Annotated in this window: 14 protein-coding genes; 10 read left to right on the forward strand and 4 right to left on the reverse strand. The window is 53.5% G+C overall.

What is annotated here, in order from left to right; translation table 11 throughout:
- Window positions 1-34 precede the first annotated feature (34 nt).
- Complete coding sequence (gene rmuC, locus IX31_RS21205; protein ID WP_034461656.1) at window positions 35-1,468, reverse strand: DNA recombination protein RmuC; 1,434 nt, start codon at window positions 1,466-1,468, stop codon at window positions 35-37.
- Between the two features lie 134 nt (window positions 1,469-1,602).
- On the reverse strand, window positions 1,603-2,364 hold the full coding sequence (gene udp, locus IX31_RS21210) for a uridine phosphorylase (RefSeq protein WP_034461657.1): 762 nt from the start codon (window positions 2,362-2,364) through the stop codon (window positions 1,603-1,605).
- A 270-nt stretch (window positions 2,365-2,634) separates the two neighbouring features.
- Here udp and IX31_RS21215 point away from each other — a divergent pair, with 270 nt between their 5' ends.
- The 9 genes from IX31_RS21215 to IX31_RS21255 all read left to right on the forward strand — a co-directional run bounded on the left by IX31_RS21215 (window position 2,635) and on the right by IX31_RS21255 (window position 11,943).
- Window positions 2,635-3,459 carry a dienelactone hydrolase family protein gene (locus IX31_RS21215; protein ID WP_034461658.1) on the forward strand — a complete coding sequence of 275 codons (825 nt, stop codon included), beginning with the start codon at window positions 2,635-2,637 and terminating at the stop codon, window positions 3,457-3,459.
- A gap of 264 nt (window positions 3,460-3,723) precedes the next feature.
- Window positions 3,724-4,389, forward strand: coding sequence for a cysteine hydrolase family protein (locus IX31_RS21220; RefSeq protein WP_034461659.1), 666 nt, complete (start codon window positions 3,724-3,726; stop codon window positions 4,387-4,389).
- 5 nt (window positions 4,390-4,394) lie between these two features.
- Entirely contained in the window at window positions 4,395-5,270 is an 876-nt protein-coding gene (locus tag IX31_RS21225; RefSeq protein WP_034461660.1) for an oxamate carbamoyltransferase subunit AllH family protein, read from the forward strand.
- A gap of 96 nt (window positions 5,271-5,366) precedes the next feature.
- Complete coding sequence (fdrA, locus tag IX31_RS21230; protein ID WP_034461661.1) at window positions 5,367-6,926, forward strand: acyl-CoA synthetase FdrA; 1,560 nt, start codon at window positions 5,367-5,369, stop codon at window positions 6,924-6,926.
- Window positions 6,923-8,344, forward strand: a complete 1,422-nt coding sequence (locus IX31_RS21235) for a YlbE family protein (protein ID WP_034461662.1) — start codon at window positions 6,923-6,925, stop codon at window positions 8,342-8,344. Before fdrA ends, IX31_RS21235 begins: the two co-directional genes overlap by 4 nt.
- Complete coding sequence (gene arcC / locus IX31_RS21240; protein WP_034461663.1) at window positions 8,341-9,312, forward strand: carbamate kinase; 972 nt, start codon at window positions 8,341-8,343, stop codon at window positions 9,310-9,312. Before IX31_RS21235 ends, arcC begins: the two co-directional genes overlap by 4 nt.
- Before the next feature lie 4 nt (window positions 9,313-9,316).
- The gene (locus tag IX31_RS21245; RefSeq protein WP_034461665.1) at window positions 9,317-9,709 is read left to right on the forward strand and encodes an allophanate hydrolase-related protein; all 393 of its coding nucleotides are present in this window, start codon (window positions 9,317-9,319) and stop codon (window positions 9,707-9,709) included.
- A 24-nt stretch (window positions 9,710-9,733) separates the two neighbouring features.
- Window positions 9,734-10,957: a cytosine permease gene (locus tag IX31_RS21250; protein ID WP_034461667.1), complete on the forward strand. Its 1,224-nt coding sequence runs from the start codon at window positions 9,734-9,736 to the stop codon at window positions 10,955-10,957.
- A gap of 77 nt (window positions 10,958-11,034) precedes the next feature.
- A complete protein-coding gene (locus IX31_RS21255) occupies window positions 11,035-11,943 on the forward strand; it encodes a LysR substrate-binding domain-containing protein (protein ID WP_034461669.1) in 909 nt (302 codons plus the stop codon).
- Window positions 11,944-12,085: 142 nt separating this feature from the next.
- On the opposite strand, the gene metE is transcribed toward IX31_RS21255, so the two are convergent.
- Window positions 12,086-14,347, reverse strand: coding sequence for a 5-methyltetrahydropteroyltriglutamate--homocysteine S-methyltransferase (gene metE / locus IX31_RS21260; RefSeq protein WP_034461671.1), 2,262 nt, complete (start codon window positions 14,345-14,347; stop codon window positions 12,086-12,088).
- Window positions 14,348-14,589: 242 nt separating this feature from the next.
- Between metE and metR the strand changes: the two genes are divergently transcribed.
- A complete protein-coding gene (metR, locus tag IX31_RS21270) occupies window positions 14,590-15,543 on the forward strand; it encodes an HTH-type transcriptional regulator MetR (protein WP_072009492.1) in 954 nt (317 codons plus the stop codon).
- Here metR and IX31_RS21275 read toward each other — a convergent pair.
- A complete protein-coding gene (locus IX31_RS21275; RefSeq protein WP_034461674.1) occupies window positions 15,431-16,330 on the reverse strand; it encodes a carboxylate/amino acid/amine transporter in 900 nt (299 codons plus the stop codon). The genes metR and IX31_RS21275 overlap by 113 nt on opposite strands.
- Window positions 16,331-16,396: the final 66 nt, after the last annotated feature.

Consider the following 16,396-nt stretch of genomic DNA (forward strand, 5'->3'; position numbering starts at 1 on the left):
GCCCTATGCTTCAAGCCGCGAGCTTAGGCAGCGCTTAACGCTCACCTACGATGCGTCGATCTTCTAAACTGTTTTCTGCGTTGTTTTCTTCGTCGTTTTCATACTCATGGCGCTCGGTGTTATCGCCGTCTTCAAGTCTGGCCTGCTCGACTAAATCTGGATTAATCTCACGTTTAACCTCAACACCAAGGCCACGAAATGCATCGGCCTGGAGCAGAATATTTCCGCGTCCGGTAGCGAGTTTTTTCATAGCCTGCCGGTAGTTATCCTGCGCTTTATCCAGGCTTTGACCAATTGCCGACATATCATCAACAAAGAGGCGCATTTTGTCATACAGGCGGCTGGCGCGTTCGGCAATTTGTTGCGCATTCCGGCTTTGGTGCTCGTAACGCCACAAATTGGCAACTGTTCGTAGCGCCACCAGCAAAGTGGTCGGGCTAACCAGCATGATGTTATTTTTGAGGGCTTCGCTGATCAGTTCCGGCTGGCGATCGATAGCCAGTAAAAATGCAGGCTCTACAGGAATAAACATCAGCACATAATCCAGTGAACGTAGCCCAGGCAACTGTTGGTAATCTTTACGGCCAAGCATGCGGATATGGTTACGTACCGCAGCAATGTGTTCGTTGAGTGCGCTTTCACGAGTTAATTCGTCGTCACCATTGTAGTAACGCTCATAGGCCACCAGCGTCATCTTGGCGTCGATCACCACGTCTTTACCTTGCGGCAAACGCACGATCACATCAGGCTGCATGCGGCTATTATTTTCTAGCTGAATATTCACCTGGGTTTCGTATTCATAACCTTCGCGTAAACCGGATGCCTCCAGAACACGCGTTAATACAACTTCACCCCAGTTGCCCTGCGTTTTATTGTCCCCTTTCAGCGCTTTAGTAAGGTTCAGCGCCTCTTGCGCCATTTGAGCATTAAGCTGCTGAAGGTTACGAATTTCGTGGGTTAGCGTGTGGCGCTCGCGAGCTTCCTGCCCAAAACTTTCCTGAACCTGGCGGCGAAAGCCATCCAGTTGTTCACGCAAAGGGGAAAGTAAGCCGTTCAGACTCTGGCGGTTTTGTTCTTCAACTTTGCGGCCACTTTGCTCAAAAATACGGTTGGCGAGGTTTTCAAACTGTTCGCTCAGGCGCTGTTCACTATTGAGCATCTGACGATGTTTATCATCGGCATTAAGGCGGGTTTGTTCCAGAAGCGTGGAGAGTTCGCGGATATCTGCTTCCTGGGCACTGTTAATTTCAAGCTGAGTACGCAATTCACGGTTGAGTTGCTCGCACTCATCCTTCCAGTGCTGATTTTGCTGTAACTCCTGCCGGGCGGCAGTCAATTCGCCGTAGATTTCTCGTTGTTCTTCATGCAGTGCGGATTGCCGCTGTGCTGCCCGCAAACTTGCCAGCAGCCAGCCAGTCAGAACACCAACCAGCGCAATACCGAGCCCGAATAAAATAGAAATATCCACAGTCACTCCCACAAGCCATGCCAGACACCAGCAAAATAAAATTGTGCTGTATAAATGTCCAGATGAAAAGGAGTTTACTGCGAGGCATTACGCAAAGCATAAAAATAAGCCGGCTTGCGCCGGCTTTAGCGGAATTAGATTAGGCGACGAGCTGCTTCTACAACGATTTTCACTGCGTGGCTTTCGGTTTTCTTCATCGTTTCAGCGTTAGGAATTTCTTGCTGAGTACGGTTCACAATCACGCCTGCAACCATACCCGCACGCAACCCCTGACTTGCACACATGGTCAGAAGTGTCGCGGATTCCATTTCGTAGTTCATCACGCCCATCTGCTGCCACTCTTCCATGGAGCCTTTGTAGCGGTTAACTACGCGTCCTGAGAAGGTGTCGTAACGCTCCTGGCCTGGGTAGAAGGTATCGGAAGATGCGGTCACACCAATGTGTGTGGTCGCGCCGATAGATTTCGCGGCTTCAACCAGTGCGGTAGTACAGGCGAAGTCAGCAACGGCTGGATATTCCATTGGTGCAAAGTGCAAGCTGGCACCATCAAGGCGCACAGAAGCCGTTGTCACCAGAACATCACCAACATTGATATGTGGCTGGATGGCACCGGTCGTCCCGATACGCAGGAAAGTACGAATCCCCAGCTGTGCCAGCTCTTCAACCGCGATAGAGGTTGATGGACCACCGATACCGGTGGAACAGACGATAACTGGCTTGCCATCTAACTCAGCACGCCAGGTAGTAAATTCACGGTGGGCAGCCAATTTGACCGGCTTGTCCATCAGCACAGCGATTTTTTCAACTCGCTCTGGATCGCCCGGGACGATGGCAAGTGTTGCCCCTTGCAGATCGCTTTTAGTGAGGCCGAGGTGAAAAACATCAGACTTGGACATAACAGACTCCTGCGTTGAATAGGTTGGCTTACATTGCTATGGGGGTACTGTACAGAACCCCCGCAAAGAATTTCGTGACGCATTTCACTTTGAATCAAACAAGTTACATTATTTTCAACTGCAATAGTGATGAAAATCACATTTAAAGGGGTGGCGTTCATCGTTCTGATATTGAGATGAGAGCAACCAAACAATCCACCAGCAACTCGAAGAATAACGGGGAAAAGCTATAGTTATCGCAATGCGCTATTTCTGGTAAGGAGAATGCCAATGAAAGAAGAACATATAGATAAATCACCGGGCGGGCATTTTGCGCCAGCGGCCTCCCCTCTTGCTTCAACCGCATTGCATACCCCAGATGATGCTATTCATGCAGGGGAAACCTCAATTCCTACGCAGGGCGAAAACATGCCTGCTTATCACGCCAGGCCAAAAGATGCTGCTGGCCCCTTACCCATCGTGATTGTAGTGCAGGAAATTTTCGGCGTGCATGAGCATATTCGCGATGTCTGCCGTCGCCTGGCGCTGGAAGGATACCTGGCAATCGCGCCAGAGCTCTATTTCCGCCAGGGTGATCCTAATGATTATGCCGATATCCCTACCTTGTTCAGCGAGCTGGTTTCAAAAGTGCCCGATGCACAGGTGCTAGCGGATCTGGATCACGTCGCCAATTGGGCGGCAAGAAACGGTGGTGATGCACATCGTTTGATGATGACGGGGTTTTGTTGGGGTGGCCGAATAACCTGGCTGTATGCCGCACATAATCCGCAGTTGAAATCGGCCGTGGCCTGGTATGGCAAATTAGTGGGCGAAAAGACATTAAATTCTCCGCATCACCCTGTAGACATTGCAGTCAATTTGAATGCGCCAGTGCTTGGGCTTTATGGCGGGCAGGATACGGGCATTGCGCAGGATACTGTGGAAACCATGCGCCATGCGTTGCGTGCTGCTAATGCCAACGCAGAAATCATCGTTTACCCGGAAGCTGGACATGCTTTTAATGCCGACTACCGCCCGAGCTATCATGCAGATTCAGCCAAAGATGGATGGCAACGGATGTTAGCGTGGTTTGAGCGCTATGGTGCAAGCAAGTAACCCTTTTAACTCAAAGCCCGTCAGGCTCACATTATTGCGACAATTTTTTAGTGCCTGGCGGGCTTTTACATCAACTTTTTTGCAGTTGCCCGCCCACAATTTGACCCCTCTCACAATTCATCTCCAGCACTTGTTAATCAATTTCGTTAATGCAAATTATTCGTTGCACCCACGGAAACTATTTCGCTGTTTTAAGCAGCACATCTTCTGAATACTCGTCTACAGACAATGTAATTATTCACCTGGTGAACTGGAGATTTTAAGATGACTCATGCTTTTGAAGCTCAACCTTTTGCTCTGCCCTTTGATCGAAAAACAACCGCGCTGGTGATGATTGATATGCAGCGTGATTTCGTGGAAGCCGGTGGTTTTGGCGAAGCGTTAGGTAATGATGTTTCACTGGTTCGCAGTGCGATTGAACCGTGTAAACACGTACTGGAAGTGGCGCGAAACAAAGATCTGTTGGTTATCCACACTCGTGAAGGCCATCGCCCGGATTTGACCGATTGCCCACCAGCCAAACTCACTCGCGGCGGTAAGACTTTTATCGGCGAACCAGGCCCAATGGGCCGCACATTGGTACGTGGCGAAGCCGGGCACGACATCATTCCTGAACTGTATCCCGTTGCCGGTGAGCCAATCATCGACAAACCGGGTAAAGGTGCGTTCTACCAGACTGATTTGCACCTGATTCTGCAAAACAACGGCATCAAAACGCTGATTGTGTGCGGCGTAACGACCGAAGTTTGCGTGAACACCACGGTGCGTGAAGCGAACGATCGCGGCTACGAGTGCATCATTCCAGAAGACTGCGTAGGTTCTTACTTCCCTGAATTCCAAAAATACGCGCTGGAGATGATCAAAGCCCAGGGCGCGATCTTTGGCTGGGTCAGCAACGCCGATGCCATCATCAAAGGTCTGAAAGGCTAAGCAACATGGCTATCGTCACGCATGCAGCCGTATCCATTGGGTATCTCGCTGCCACACGGTTACCGAAGAATGCGCATGTTCATAGCTGTTTTGCGCACGCTTTAAACCTTATCGCTGACGATGGCTATCTTTTCACGCTTTTAGATGCAGAATTTTACCAGAACTTACCCGATGCCGTGTGTGTGGATTTACCCCACAACTGGGACTGGCGACAACAGGCAAACCAGGGTGAAGCCGTTCAACTGACAGCGGAACACATTCAGTCGCTGCATTGGCAGGTGAAGTTAAGTGAAGCGGTAGTCTGGCAACCCAGGCTTAGCGGCAAGTCGTTAAGCCTGAACGCGCTGCCAGAGGCTTTGCAGCACTACGAAACGCTGGCCTCGCAATTGCTGCTCTACTGCCTGGAACACCGGGTGGAAAGCGATCTGTTTTGGGCCTCCGCTCCGGTGAGCCAAGACGAAAGTAGGCTGCGACTGATACCACAGGAACAACCTGAGTCGCTCGAAAACCAGGTCGTGAAGCTTATCGGCTATGGCAAAGGTTTAACGCCGGATGGCGATGACTATCTGTTGGGTTATCTGGCAGCCCTTAGTCCCTGGAAACTCACGCCAGAACTACAGACGCACCAGAAGCGGATGCAATCGCTGATAGCGCAGCACCTGACGCGAACCACGGACATCAGCCGTCACTATCTCAGCCGGGCTTTGGAAGGTCATTTTTCACAGCCCGTTTGCGCGTTGCAGGAACAACTCACCTCACAGGCGCAGACTATGGCGGTTGTCCACGCTGCCGAACAGGTTATGCAGTTTGGCGCCTCATCAGGCGTGGATTGTCTCGCCGGAATGCTGCACGGGTTGCGTAACTTAAAAGCCACGCTCTGACATTACAAAATCCCCCCCTGTAGAGCCACAGAAACTCTGCACGGGATCGCTTTGCCCGAATTTCACGATTGGGCAGTAAGAAACAGGCATAAACCGATGAAAGTAGATTATAAAGTTTTCAAAAATCTCTATCAGGATTCCGTCTCCCTGATGCAGATTTCAGCCCAAATCAGCAAGTTACCCGGCATTCAGCAGGCATCCGTCGTAATGGGCACCGCCACCAACCTCGAACAACTGCATGACGTCGGGCTTGGGGACAACATCAGCGCCGGGCCGAACGACCTGATCATTGCAGTGATGGGCGAAGAAGACGCCTGCCAGGAAGCGCTGGCTCTGGCCCATGAACGCCTGAACAGCAAACCTGCACAAGACAATAACGACGGTGTACGCACGCCAGATTTGGTCAGCATGGAGATGGCGCTGGAAAAAGAGCCGCAGGCGAATCTGGCGCTGATTTCCGTTCCAGGCGATTACGCCGCCGCCGAAGCCATGAAAGCGCTGAACCTCGGCATGAACGTGATGATGTTCAGCGATAACGTCAGCGTCGCGCAGGAAAAAGCGATTAAAGTCCACGCCCGCGAACGCAACCTGATTGTGATGGGTCCGGACTGTGGCACCGCCATTGTTAACGGTATTCCACTCGGCTTTGCCAACGTCGTGAATCGTGGTGCGATTGGTGTTGTCGGCGCATCCGGCACTGGTGTGCAGGAAGTCACCTGCCGTATCGACCAGCTTGGCGCGGGTATTTCCCAGGCACTCGGTACCGGCGGCCACGATTTAAGCGAGGAAATCGGCGGCATTTCTATGTTGTTCGGCCTGCAAGCACTGGCAGAAGATGAAGCGACAAAAGTGATCGTGTTAATCTCCAAGCCACCTTCAAAAGCCGTAGCTGAACGTATTCTGGAACAGGCTCAGGCGGCAGGTAAACCGGTAGTTGTTAACTTCCTCGGAGCCAACCCAGAAGATATTACCCGCCCTAACGTTACCGCTGCGTGCACCCTCGCCAGCGCAGCCGACCTTGCCTTCGCGCTGCTGAATAAAACGCCCCTGGCTCAGCACGCCTTGCAGCCAGATGCCGTACAAATCGCCGCACTGGAAAAAGCCTGCCTTCCATTGCCTGCGACTCGCCAGTTGATTCGCGGTGTATTTGCTGGCGGCACCTTCTGTTACGAAGCGCAACTTCTTTGCCAACAGCACGGCTTTACAGCTTCGTCCAACACACCTGTTTCTGGCAACAGCAAACTGGCCTACATCTGGAAGAGCGCGGGACATACGCTGATCGACATGGGTGACGACGATTTTACCCGTGGCAAACCGCACCCGATGATCGATCCAACGCTGCGTAACCAGCGTCTGCTTGCAGAACTCAACGATCCGCAAACCGCCGTTGTACTGTTTGACCTGGTGCTGGGCTATGGCGCAGCCGAAGAACCCGCCGCCGAATTGCTGGAGTTGCTGGCAAAAATCGACAAAGCCCACGCTCCGCTGCTGATCGCTCATGTTTGTGGCACCCAGGCAGACCCGCAACAGCGCAGTCGCCAGATTGATGCCCTGCGCGCGGCTGGCGTCATCGTTGCCGATTGCAACGCACAGGCCGCCACCTGGGCGAGTATCGCTGCACAGATTCAGGTTAAGAAAAACGGAGTATCCGCATGAACACCTTATTTAATCAGCCGCTGAAAGTGGTCAATGCGGGGCTTGCGGGCTTCGCCAACAATATTCAGAAAGTGGGTGGCGAAGCCATCGCGCTGAGCTGGCAGCCCCCTGCGTTGGGGAATATCGACGCCGGTTTAGATCTGGCGGATTTACTGCGCCACCCACTCGTTGAGCAAGCCAACCAGGTGGCGATGGAGCGTTACCTGAACGCCCAGCCGGTGCTGGTTGACGTGATGATGGCCGATGAAGCCATTCCGGCGATGGCCGAACGCAAACTGATTCTGCACTCTGGCCCGCCGATTAGCTGGGAAAATATGTGCGGCCCGGTTAAAGGCGCGATTGTCGGCGCGATCCTGTTTGAAGGCTGGGCCACCAGACATGAAGAGGCCGAACTGCTCGCCAAAAGCGGCAATATAGATCTTGAGCCATGCCACCACTACAACGCCGTCGGCCCAATGGCGGGGATTATCAGCCCGTCCATGCCGCTGTGGGTGATTGAAAACAAAACAAACAGCCAGCGTGCGTTCTGTAACTTCAACGAAGGGCTGGGCAAAGTTTTACGCTTTGGCGCGAATAACGACGAAGTGTTGCAACGTCTGCACTGGATGCGCAACGAACTGGCTCCGGCGCTGAAAGTGGCGGTACGTCATATCGGCGAGCTGGAATTAAAACCGCTGATGGCACAAGCGCTGCACATGGGCGACGAAGTGCACAACCGCAACGCTGCTGCCACAGGCTTGCTGATCAAACGTCTGGTGCCTGCTCTGCTGGCCAGCAATCTGCCGCTGGAAGTCATGCAACGCGTGGTGGCGTTTATCACCGGCAACGACCATTTCTTCCTTAATCTTTCGATGGCGGCCTGTAAAGCGATGATGGACGCCGCCGCTGGCGTACCGTTCAGCTCAATGGTTACGGTCATGGCGCGCAACGGCGTGAATTTTGGGATCCGCTTATCCGGCACGGGCGACCAGTGGTTCCAGGCTCCGGCGAACCCGGTTGAAGGCCTGTTCTTCCCAGGCTACGGCGTGGACGACGCTGCGGCGGATTTGGGCGACAGTGCAATCACCGAAACCGCAGGCGTCGGCGGCTTCGCTATGGCCTCTTCTCCGGCAATCGTGAAATTCGTGGGCGGCACCCCTGCTGATGCTACCAATAACAGCCGCCGTATGCAGTTCATCACGCTTGGCTCAAACCCGGCGTTTACTCTGCCAGCGCTGAACTTCGCACCAACGGCGGCGGGCATCGACGCACGCAAAGTGGCTGACCGCGGCATTCTGCCGGTCATTAACACCGGTATCGCCCACAAACAGGCAGGCGTAGGCCAGATTGGCGCGGGGATCACCACCGCACCGATGTCCTGTTTTGTAGATGCCATTGAAGCGCTGGCGCAGGCCGTTTCCCAGGGAGAGAAAAAATGAGCAAACCTTTAGCTGTTGTCGCCGTAGGCGGCAACGCACTTATCCAGGATGAGCAGCACAACAGCATTCCCGATCAGTACGAAGCGGTAATGGAAAGCGTGAAGCACATCACCGATATGGTCGAAGCCGGATGGGATCTGGTGCTCACCCACGGTAACGGCCCGCAGGTCGGCTTTATTCTGCGCCGCTCCGAACTTGCCAGTGCGGAAGTCGCTCCGGTACCGCTGGACTATGCCGTGGGCGATACCCAGGGCGCAATCGGCTACATGTTCCAGAAAGCGTTGCACAACGAACTGGCGCGCCGTGGCATTTCAAAACCCGTTGTCACTCTCGTAACTCAAACGCTGGTGAATCAAAACGACCACGCTTTCGCTAATCCGAACAAACCCGTTGGCGCGTTTATGGACGAGCAAACCGCCGTTCAGCGCCAGCAGGAACTCGGCTGGACGATGATGGAAGACGCGGGTCGCGGCTGGCGTCGTACCGTACCGTCACCGGCTCCGCTCGAAATCATCGAACGCGACACCATCGCAAGCCTGGTTAAGCAGGGTTATATCGTTATCGCCTGCGGCGGCGGCGGTATTCCGGTGGTTCGCGATGAACAGCATCAACTGAAAGGCGTTGAAGCGGTGATCGATAAAGATCTGGCATCTGCGCTGCTGGCAAGCCAGCTCGGTGCGGATCTGCTGCTGATCCCAACCGGCGTGGAAAAAGTGGCGATTAACTTCGGCACTCCGCAGCAACAATGGCTGGATACGCTGACCGTGGCTCAAGCGCAGAACCTGCTCGACGAAGGCCAGTTCGGCGTCGGCAGCATGCAGCCGAAAGTTGAAGCGATTCTTGGCTTTGTGAACACCAGCCTGCAACAGGGCAAAAATGCCAGCGGCCTGATCACCAGCCCACAAGCGATTAAAGCCTCACTGAATCATCAAAGCGGCACCTGGATTACCTCTGAGAATAAGGAATAACACCATGACAGAAACAACGTTACTCGCGGTAAACGGCACCCTGATGCGCGGCCTGAAGCTGAACCCAAACATGCAGAAAGCAGGCGGCGTATTTGTGCGCGAAGACCGCACCGACGCACATTACCGCATCTGGAGCATTAACGACGATCATCCAGGCATGATCCGCGTGATGCAAGGCGGCACTAACGTTGAACTGGAAATCTGGGAACTGCCGCTGGCAAGCTTTGCCGCTCTGCTGGAAAGCGAACCGGCTGGCCTGTCTATCGGCAAAGTAAAACTGGCCGACGGCAGCATCGTGCTGGGCGTACTGGCAGAAAACTGGCTGACCGAAGGCCAGAAAGAGATAACCGAGCTGGGAAGCTGGCGCAAATACACCGGGCATTTCCATACTGCGTAAAACGCAATTCAGAAGGAACAAGATATGCGTAAGACAGAAGAAAGTCTCAACACGGCGTCAGGATTGCGTATTGCCATGATTTTGCTGGGGATCGCTGTAACACCGGTCCTGCTATCGTCCTCAAGCCTGGGAAGCCAGCTTTCCAGCTCAGGGCTGGTTAGCGTTGTGATTATCGGCGGGTTGATCCTGACCGTTCTCGCCGCCATCACCATCAGCGTGGGCGAAAAAGCCCGTCTGCCCACCTACGGGATTGTGAAATATCCGTTTGGTGAAAAAGGTGCAATTGCTATCAACATTCTGATGGCAATCAGCCTGTTTGGCTGGATTGCGGTCACGGCCAATATGTTCGGCCATTCGGTACACGATTTACTGGCGCAGCACGGGCTCGAAGTACCGGTGCAACTATTGGTTGCGGCAGGTTGCGTGATTTTCGTCGCCTCTACTGCGTTTGGCTTCGCGGTGCTGGGCAAAGTCGCGCAAATTGCCGTTCCGGTCATTGCCGCCGTGCTTTGCTACTGCCTGTATGTCGCCACTCATACCGACGTTGCCGCACCCGATGCGGTAGTCAGCATGAATACCGGCGTTGCGGTTTCAACGGTCGTGGGCACGATTATTGTGCTGGTTGCTACCCTACCCGATTTTGGCAGCTTCGTGCATAACCGCAAACACGCCATTATTGCCGCTGCGATAACCTTTCTGGTGGCCTATCCGCTGCTGTATTGGGCGGGAGCCACTCCGAGCGCACTGAGTGGGCAAAATTCGTTGTTAGGCGCGATGGCTGTATTCGGTGCAGTAATGCCTGCCGCGCTGCTGCTTATTTTTGCCTGCGTAACGGGTAATGCCGGGAACATGTTCCAGGGTACGTTAGTAGTTTCTACGCTGCTGACCCGTTTCCCGAAATGGCAAATCACTATCGCACTTGGCGTGCTGGCGGCGATAGTCGGCAGTATGGATATCATGGCGTGGTTCATTCCGTTCCTGTTGTTCCTCGGCATTGCCACACCGCCGGTCGCCGGGATCTACATCTCCGACTTCTTCCTTTATCGCCGTAATGGTTATGAAGAGTCGGTGCTGACACGCGAGCCACAAATCAAAGTGCTGACGTTTGTTGCGTGGATTCTGGGCTCAGCAGTAGGCTTTATGACCGTTAAAGGCCTGTTTACGCTAACAACCATTCCCTCACTGGATTCCATTCTTGTGGCCTGCATTGCGTATGCAGTGCTAAGCAAAATACGTAGCCACAACTAAATCCTGGGTATAATGGGCATAATCAAATGGCCGGAACGAGGAACGATCCGGCCATTCAACGCCACCAGGGAATCTCAATGTTTATCTCCGATGAAACCATTCGCGTTGTCCATCTGGTCGCTAAATACCAGAGCATTACGACGGCTGCTGAACAACTGAACAAAGTCCCCTCGGCGATAAGCTACACCATCAAAAAAGCAGAAGAAGCCATTGGCGCCGAACTGTTTATCCGCAAAGGCCGTTACATCGAGCTGACATCTGCGGGCGAATATTTCATCCAGCACAGCAAAAATATCCTCAACGATCTGGAAGCCTTGAAACGTAATACCGTGCTGATTCATGACGGCGTTGAACAGGAACTGGTGGTCGCGGTGAATAATATTATTCCCACGCCGGTTCTGGTGGAGTTTATCTGTGATTTTGAGCGCCAGTTTCCCTCGACCACGTTGAGAATCAATCTTGAGGTTTACAACGGCTGCTGGGATGCGCTCTACAGTAAACGCGCCGATTTAGTGATTGGCGCACCGCATGCGGTGCCAAGCACAGAAGGGATTATTAGCGAGCCTATCGGCCAACTGGAATGGGATTTTGTTGTCGGCCCGCAGCACCCGCTGGCAACCCAGGTTCAGCCACTGCAAAACGCCGAATTACGCCAATATCCTGCTATTTGTATCCGCGATACTGCGGTTAATTTTATTCCTCAACAGGCCTGGCTACTGGAAGGGCAAAAACTCTTATTCGTACCAGACTTCCTGACTGCCATTTCGCTAATCCAGAAAAACGTAGGCATTGGTTATATTCCTCATCACCTGGCGCAGCCATTACTGAATAACGGCCAACTGGTGAAAAAGCCAATGCAGGAACACAAGCACGCCACAAAACTCTTTCTGGCCGCCCGTTCCGACGGCATGGGGAAAGTTTGCCGCTGGTGTATGGAGTATTTGCAGCATCCTGCGGTGAGCGGGAAATTGAGTGGGGGGAACTGATTTTGTTGGAACTCTCTAAGGTAGATTAGCGTAGCAACATCCGGTATTAATTTGACGTTCAGGACAGTAGTGATGAAGCCAGCAATCTGCCTTTTTCACCAAACATAAACGCCTTCCCCGAAAACAGAGAAGGCGCTGACTCTTAAGCGCTACGCAAGTTCTTCGCCGCCTTCACCATATTAGACAACGCGGCACGGGTTTCCGGCCAGCCGCGGGTTTTCAGGCCACAGTCAGGGTTCACCCAAAGGCGCTCGGCTGGGACAGATTCAGCCGCTTTCTTCAGAAGCGCTTCAATCCATTCCACACTTGGGACATTTGGCGAGTGAATGTCATACACGCCCGGGCCGATTTCGTTCGGGTATTCGAACTCTTTAAACGACTCCAGCAGGTCCATATCTGAACGTGATGTTTCTATAGTGATCACATCCGCATCCAGCGCCGCGATGGAATCCATGATGTCGTTGAACTCGCAGTAACACATGTGAGTGTGGATCTGCGTGTCATCGCGCACTACGGCGGCGTTCAGGCGGAAGGCTTCCACGCCCCACTCCAGATACGCCTGCCAGTCGGAGCGGCGCAGCGGTAAACCTTCGCGTAGGGCCGGTTCGTCAATCTGAATGATGCCGATACCTGCCGCTTCGAGATCCGCCACTTCATCACGCAGTGCCAACGCAATTTGTTTGGCGATAGTTTCGCGGCTGACGTCTTCGCGTGGGAATGACCAGCAGAGAATCGTTACCGGGCCGGTCAGCATGCCTTTTACCGGTTTGTCAGTCAGGGATTGTGCGTACTTCGCCCATTCCACGGTGATCGCCTCCGGGCGGCTGATGTCACCAATAACCACAGGTGGCTTCACGCAGCGGGAACCGTAGCTCTGCACCCAACCGTTTTGGGTGAATACGAAGCCGTCGAGGTGCTCGCCGAAGTATTCCACCATATCGTTACGTTCAGCTTCCCCGTGAACCAGTACGTCGAGACCTAAACGTTCCTGCTCGGCTACGGCCTGTTTGATATGCTGCGCAATACCAGTGCGGTAGTTGTTGGCATCCAGATTTCCCTTTTTGAAATCGAGGCGTAGGCCACGAATTTCAGTGGTTTGCGGGAATGAACCGATGGTCGTGGTCGGCCATGCTGGCAGATTGAAGCGCTGACGCTGAGCCTGCGCGCGAACGGTGTAGTTGTTCTGGCGTTGGCTGTCTTGCGCAGTGATCGTCGCCAGGCGTTGTTCCACTGCCGCGTTATGTACGCGCTGTGAATGGCGACGGGCCTGAATCGGCGCACTCCACTCAACCAGTTTTTCTGTATCACCACTGTTGAGCGCCTCAGTCAGTAAAGACAACTCGGCACATTTTTGCAGGGCGAAGGCAAACCAGCTCTTCACTTCAGCATCCAGGCGAGTTTCAACGCTCAGGTCGATTGGGCTGTGTAGCAGCGAGCAAGAAGAGGCGACCCAAAGTTCACGTTTGCCAACAAGATCCTTCAGTTGCGCGTATTTCTCAGTTAAATCAGCACGCCAGACGTTGCGGCCATTAATCACCCCCGCAGACAAAAGCCAGTCTGCCGGGAGCTGCTGATGCAGAGCGTTGATATCATCTTTACCATGTACAAAGTCAACGTGCAGACCCTGTACTGGCAGCGCAGTAATAGTATTTAGATTTGGCGTCACACCTTCAAAATAGGTAGTCAGCAGCAGCTTAACGTTGCCAGCAAGCGCCTCGTAAGCCGGTTTGAATGCGTCCAGCCACTCTTGCGGCAACTCCAGCACCAATGCAGGTTCGTCTATTTGCACCCATTCGATGCCGCGTTTTGCCAGTTCAGCCAGCACTTGCTGGTAAACCGGAAGAATGTCTTTCAGCAGGCTCAGACGGTCAAACTGTTCGCCCTTCACTTTACCCAACCATAGATAAGTTACCGGGCCAAGCAGAACTGGCTTCACCTTGTGGCCGAGTGCCAGCGCTTCGTCAACTTCATCCAGAAGCTGGGTCCAGGTCAGTTTGAACTGCTGGCCTTTAGTGAATTCCGGCACCATATAGTGGTAGTTGGTGTTAAACCATTTGGTCATTTCAGCGGCGGCGGCAGGCGTACCGGTTGGTGCCCGGCCACGGCCCAGGCGGAACAAAGTGTCGATATCGACGCTACCGTTCACGTTCTGATGACGAGCCGGCACGTTGCCAAGCAGCAAGCTGGTGGTCAGAACGTGATCGTACCAGGCAAAATCACCCACCGGCAGCAGTTCCACACCAGCTTCTTTTTGTTGGTTCCAGTGGCGAGCACGCAGTTCGCGACCCACTGCCAGTAATTCTTCCTGAGTGGAGTTGCCCGCCCAGTAGCTTTCTTGTGCTTTTTTCAGTTCGCGACGCAGGCCGACACGTGGGAAGCCGAGGGTGTGATTTTTAATCGTCATTTTTCTGCCTCTTTATATTTCAATTTTAAATTCTATGGATTTCGAGTAGCAGGTAGGCGGCCAGGGAGCGAATACCGATGAGCTTACTTCAGTAAGTGATTCGGGTTCGTGAGTGCAGCCAACACCCCTGCGGCTCGAAAGACGACGAATTTTTTAGACGTCTGGATGTTTACACATCTATCTTGTGCAGGTACTGTATATTCCTCAAGCGCAATTTGCTCATGCCGAAGTGAAGGACTTTCATGATCGAGATAAAACACCTGCGGACGCTCCAGGCGTTACGAAATTGCGGCTCTTTAGCCGCCGCCGCCGCCGCGTTGCATCAGACCCAATCGGCCCTCTCCCATCAGTTCAGCGATCTGGAGCAGCGTCTTGGGTTCCGCCTGTTTATCCGTAAAAGTCAGCCGCTACGGTTCACACCGCAGGGAGAGGTTCTGTTGCAACTGGCTGAACAAGTGTTGCCGCAGATAACCCGCGCGCTTCAGGCTTGCAATGAACCGCATCAGACCACACTGCGTATCGCCATCGAATGCCATAGCTGTATTCAGTGGCTCACGCCTGCGTTGGAAAATTTCCACAAGACCTGGCCACAGGTGGATCTGGATTTCAAATCTGGTGTGACATTTGACCCGCAGCCAGCGTTGCAGCAGAGCGAACTGGATATCGTTTTAACATCCGACATCCTGCCGCGCAGCGGCCTGCATTATTCGCCAATGTTTGATTATGAAGTGCGCCTGGTGCTGGCAACGGATCATCCGCTGGCTAATAAAACGCGTATTGAGCCGGAAGATTTAAGCAGTGAAACGTTATTGATTTACCCGGTGCAGCGCCAACGTCTGGATATCTGGCGACATTTCCTGCAACCGGCCGGGGTTAGCCCGTCGCTGAAAAGTGTGGATAACACGTTGTTGTTGATTCAGATGGTGTCGGCACGCATGGGAATTGCCGCGTTGCCACACTGGGTAGTGGAGAATGTTGAACGCCAGGGTCTGGTTGTGACCAAAACCCTGGGTGAAGGACTGTGGAGCCGGTTGTACGCCGCAGTACGCGATGGCGAGCAGCGTCAACCGGTGACGGAAGCCTTTATTCGCTCGACGCGTTCACACGCTTGCGAGCATCTGCCGTTTGTGAAGAACGCGGAGCGACCCAATGGCGATGCACCCATAGCGAAGCCATTATCACAGACCCACCAATAATAAAACTCGGCCAGTGAGGCTGCTCTTGCCAGATGGCGAGGTTAACCAGCAGCCCCGCTGGAACATGCACGTTGTTCATGATACCGAGCGTGCCCGCATCCACCTGCGTGGCACCGTAGTTCCACATAAAGTAACCCAGCCCGGAAGCCACCACCCCAAGCCACACCAGGATGCCCCATTGCAGATTGGTGGTCGGGAGTTTTTGCGGGTTCCCCAGCGCAAACCACGCGATGACCGCTATCACTGCCGCCCCGAGATAGAACCAGGAAAACGCACAGCGTTGCGGCATCGGACGCGTTTCCATCAGGCGCTTATAACCCACCATGCCGATGGCAAAGCAAATGTTCGCCGCCTGCACCAGCAGCAGGCCGATCCAGAAGTGATCGCTGACTTTGTCGTAGCGAATAATCGCGGCGCCAATCACCGCCAGCCCGGCACTTAACGCATATCCCCAGCGCAGCTTATTGCCGCTAATCAGGTCATAAATCAGCGTGACGTAAAGCGGTGTCATTACCGTAAACAGCAGGAATTCTGAGACGGTGAGGTAGAGATAAGCCTGGAAGCTAAACAGGTACATCACGCCGAGTTGTAACGCCCCCACCAGCATGTACAGCAGCAGCGTTTTCGCGCTGTAGCCTTTAAAACGCAGGAACGGTAGGAACACTAATGCCGCAAGTCCGACGCGCATCAGCACAGAAAAATAGCTGTCAACATGCCCGGCAAGGTATTCGCCAATCAGGCTAAAAGAGAAGGCCCACAGAATGGTGGTGATGATCAGTAACGGCACGATGAAGTCTCTACTACGGGAGATTAATGCTTCATTGTAGCGAAGGGAATGTGCAGAAGTTGGTTT

Origin of the sequence: Buttiauxella noackiae (assembly GCF_000737905.1) — a bacterium.
In the GTDB taxonomy this organism is placed as follows: domain Bacteria; phylum Pseudomonadota; class Gammaproteobacteria; order Enterobacterales; family Enterobacteriaceae; genus Buttiauxella; species Buttiauxella noackiae.

What these genes read in the sequence shown, in the direction of transcription:
- udp (WP_034461657.1), bottom strand. Translation starts at nt 2,364, where the DNA reads ATGTCCAAGTCTGATGTTTTTCACCTCGGCCTCACTAAAAGCGATCTG.
- IX31_RS21215 (WP_034461658.1), top strand. Translation starts at nt 2,635, where the DNA reads ATGAAAGAAGAACATATAGATAAATCACCGGGCGGGCATTTTGCGCCA.
- IX31_RS21220 (WP_034461659.1), top strand. Translation starts at nt 3,724, where the DNA reads ATGACTCATGCTTTTGAAGCTCAACCTTTTGCTCTGCCCTTTGATCGA.
- IX31_RS21225 (WP_034461660.1), top strand. Translation starts at nt 4,395, where the DNA reads ATGGCTATCGTCACGCATGCAGCCGTATCCATTGGGTATCTCGCTGCC.
- fdrA (WP_034461661.1), top strand. Translation starts at nt 5,367, where the DNA reads ATGAAAGTAGATTATAAAGTTTTCAAAAATCTCTATCAGGATTCCGTC.
- IX31_RS21235 (WP_034461662.1), top strand. Translation starts at nt 6,923, where the DNA reads ATGAACACCTTATTTAATCAGCCGCTGAAAGTGGTCAATGCGGGGCTT.
- arcC (WP_034461663.1), top strand. Translation starts at nt 8,341, where the DNA reads ATGAGCAAACCTTTAGCTGTTGTCGCCGTAGGCGGCAACGCACTTATC.
- IX31_RS21245 (WP_034461665.1), top strand. Translation starts at nt 9,317, where the DNA reads ATGACAGAAACAACGTTACTCGCGGTAAACGGCACCCTGATGCGCGGC.
- IX31_RS21250 (WP_034461667.1), top strand. Translation starts at nt 9,734, where the DNA reads ATGCGTAAGACAGAAGAAAGTCTCAACACGGCGTCAGGATTGCGTATT.
- IX31_RS21255 (WP_034461669.1), top strand. Translation starts at nt 11,035, where the DNA reads ATGTTTATCTCCGATGAAACCATTCGCGTTGTCCATCTGGTCGCTAAA.
- metE (WP_034461671.1), bottom strand. Translation starts at nt 14,347, where the DNA reads ATGACGATTAAAAATCACACCCTCGGCTTCCCACGTGTCGGCCTGCGT.
- metR (WP_072009492.1), top strand. Translation starts at nt 14,590, where the DNA reads ATGATCGAGATAAAACACCTGCGGACGCTCCAGGCGTTACGAAATTGC.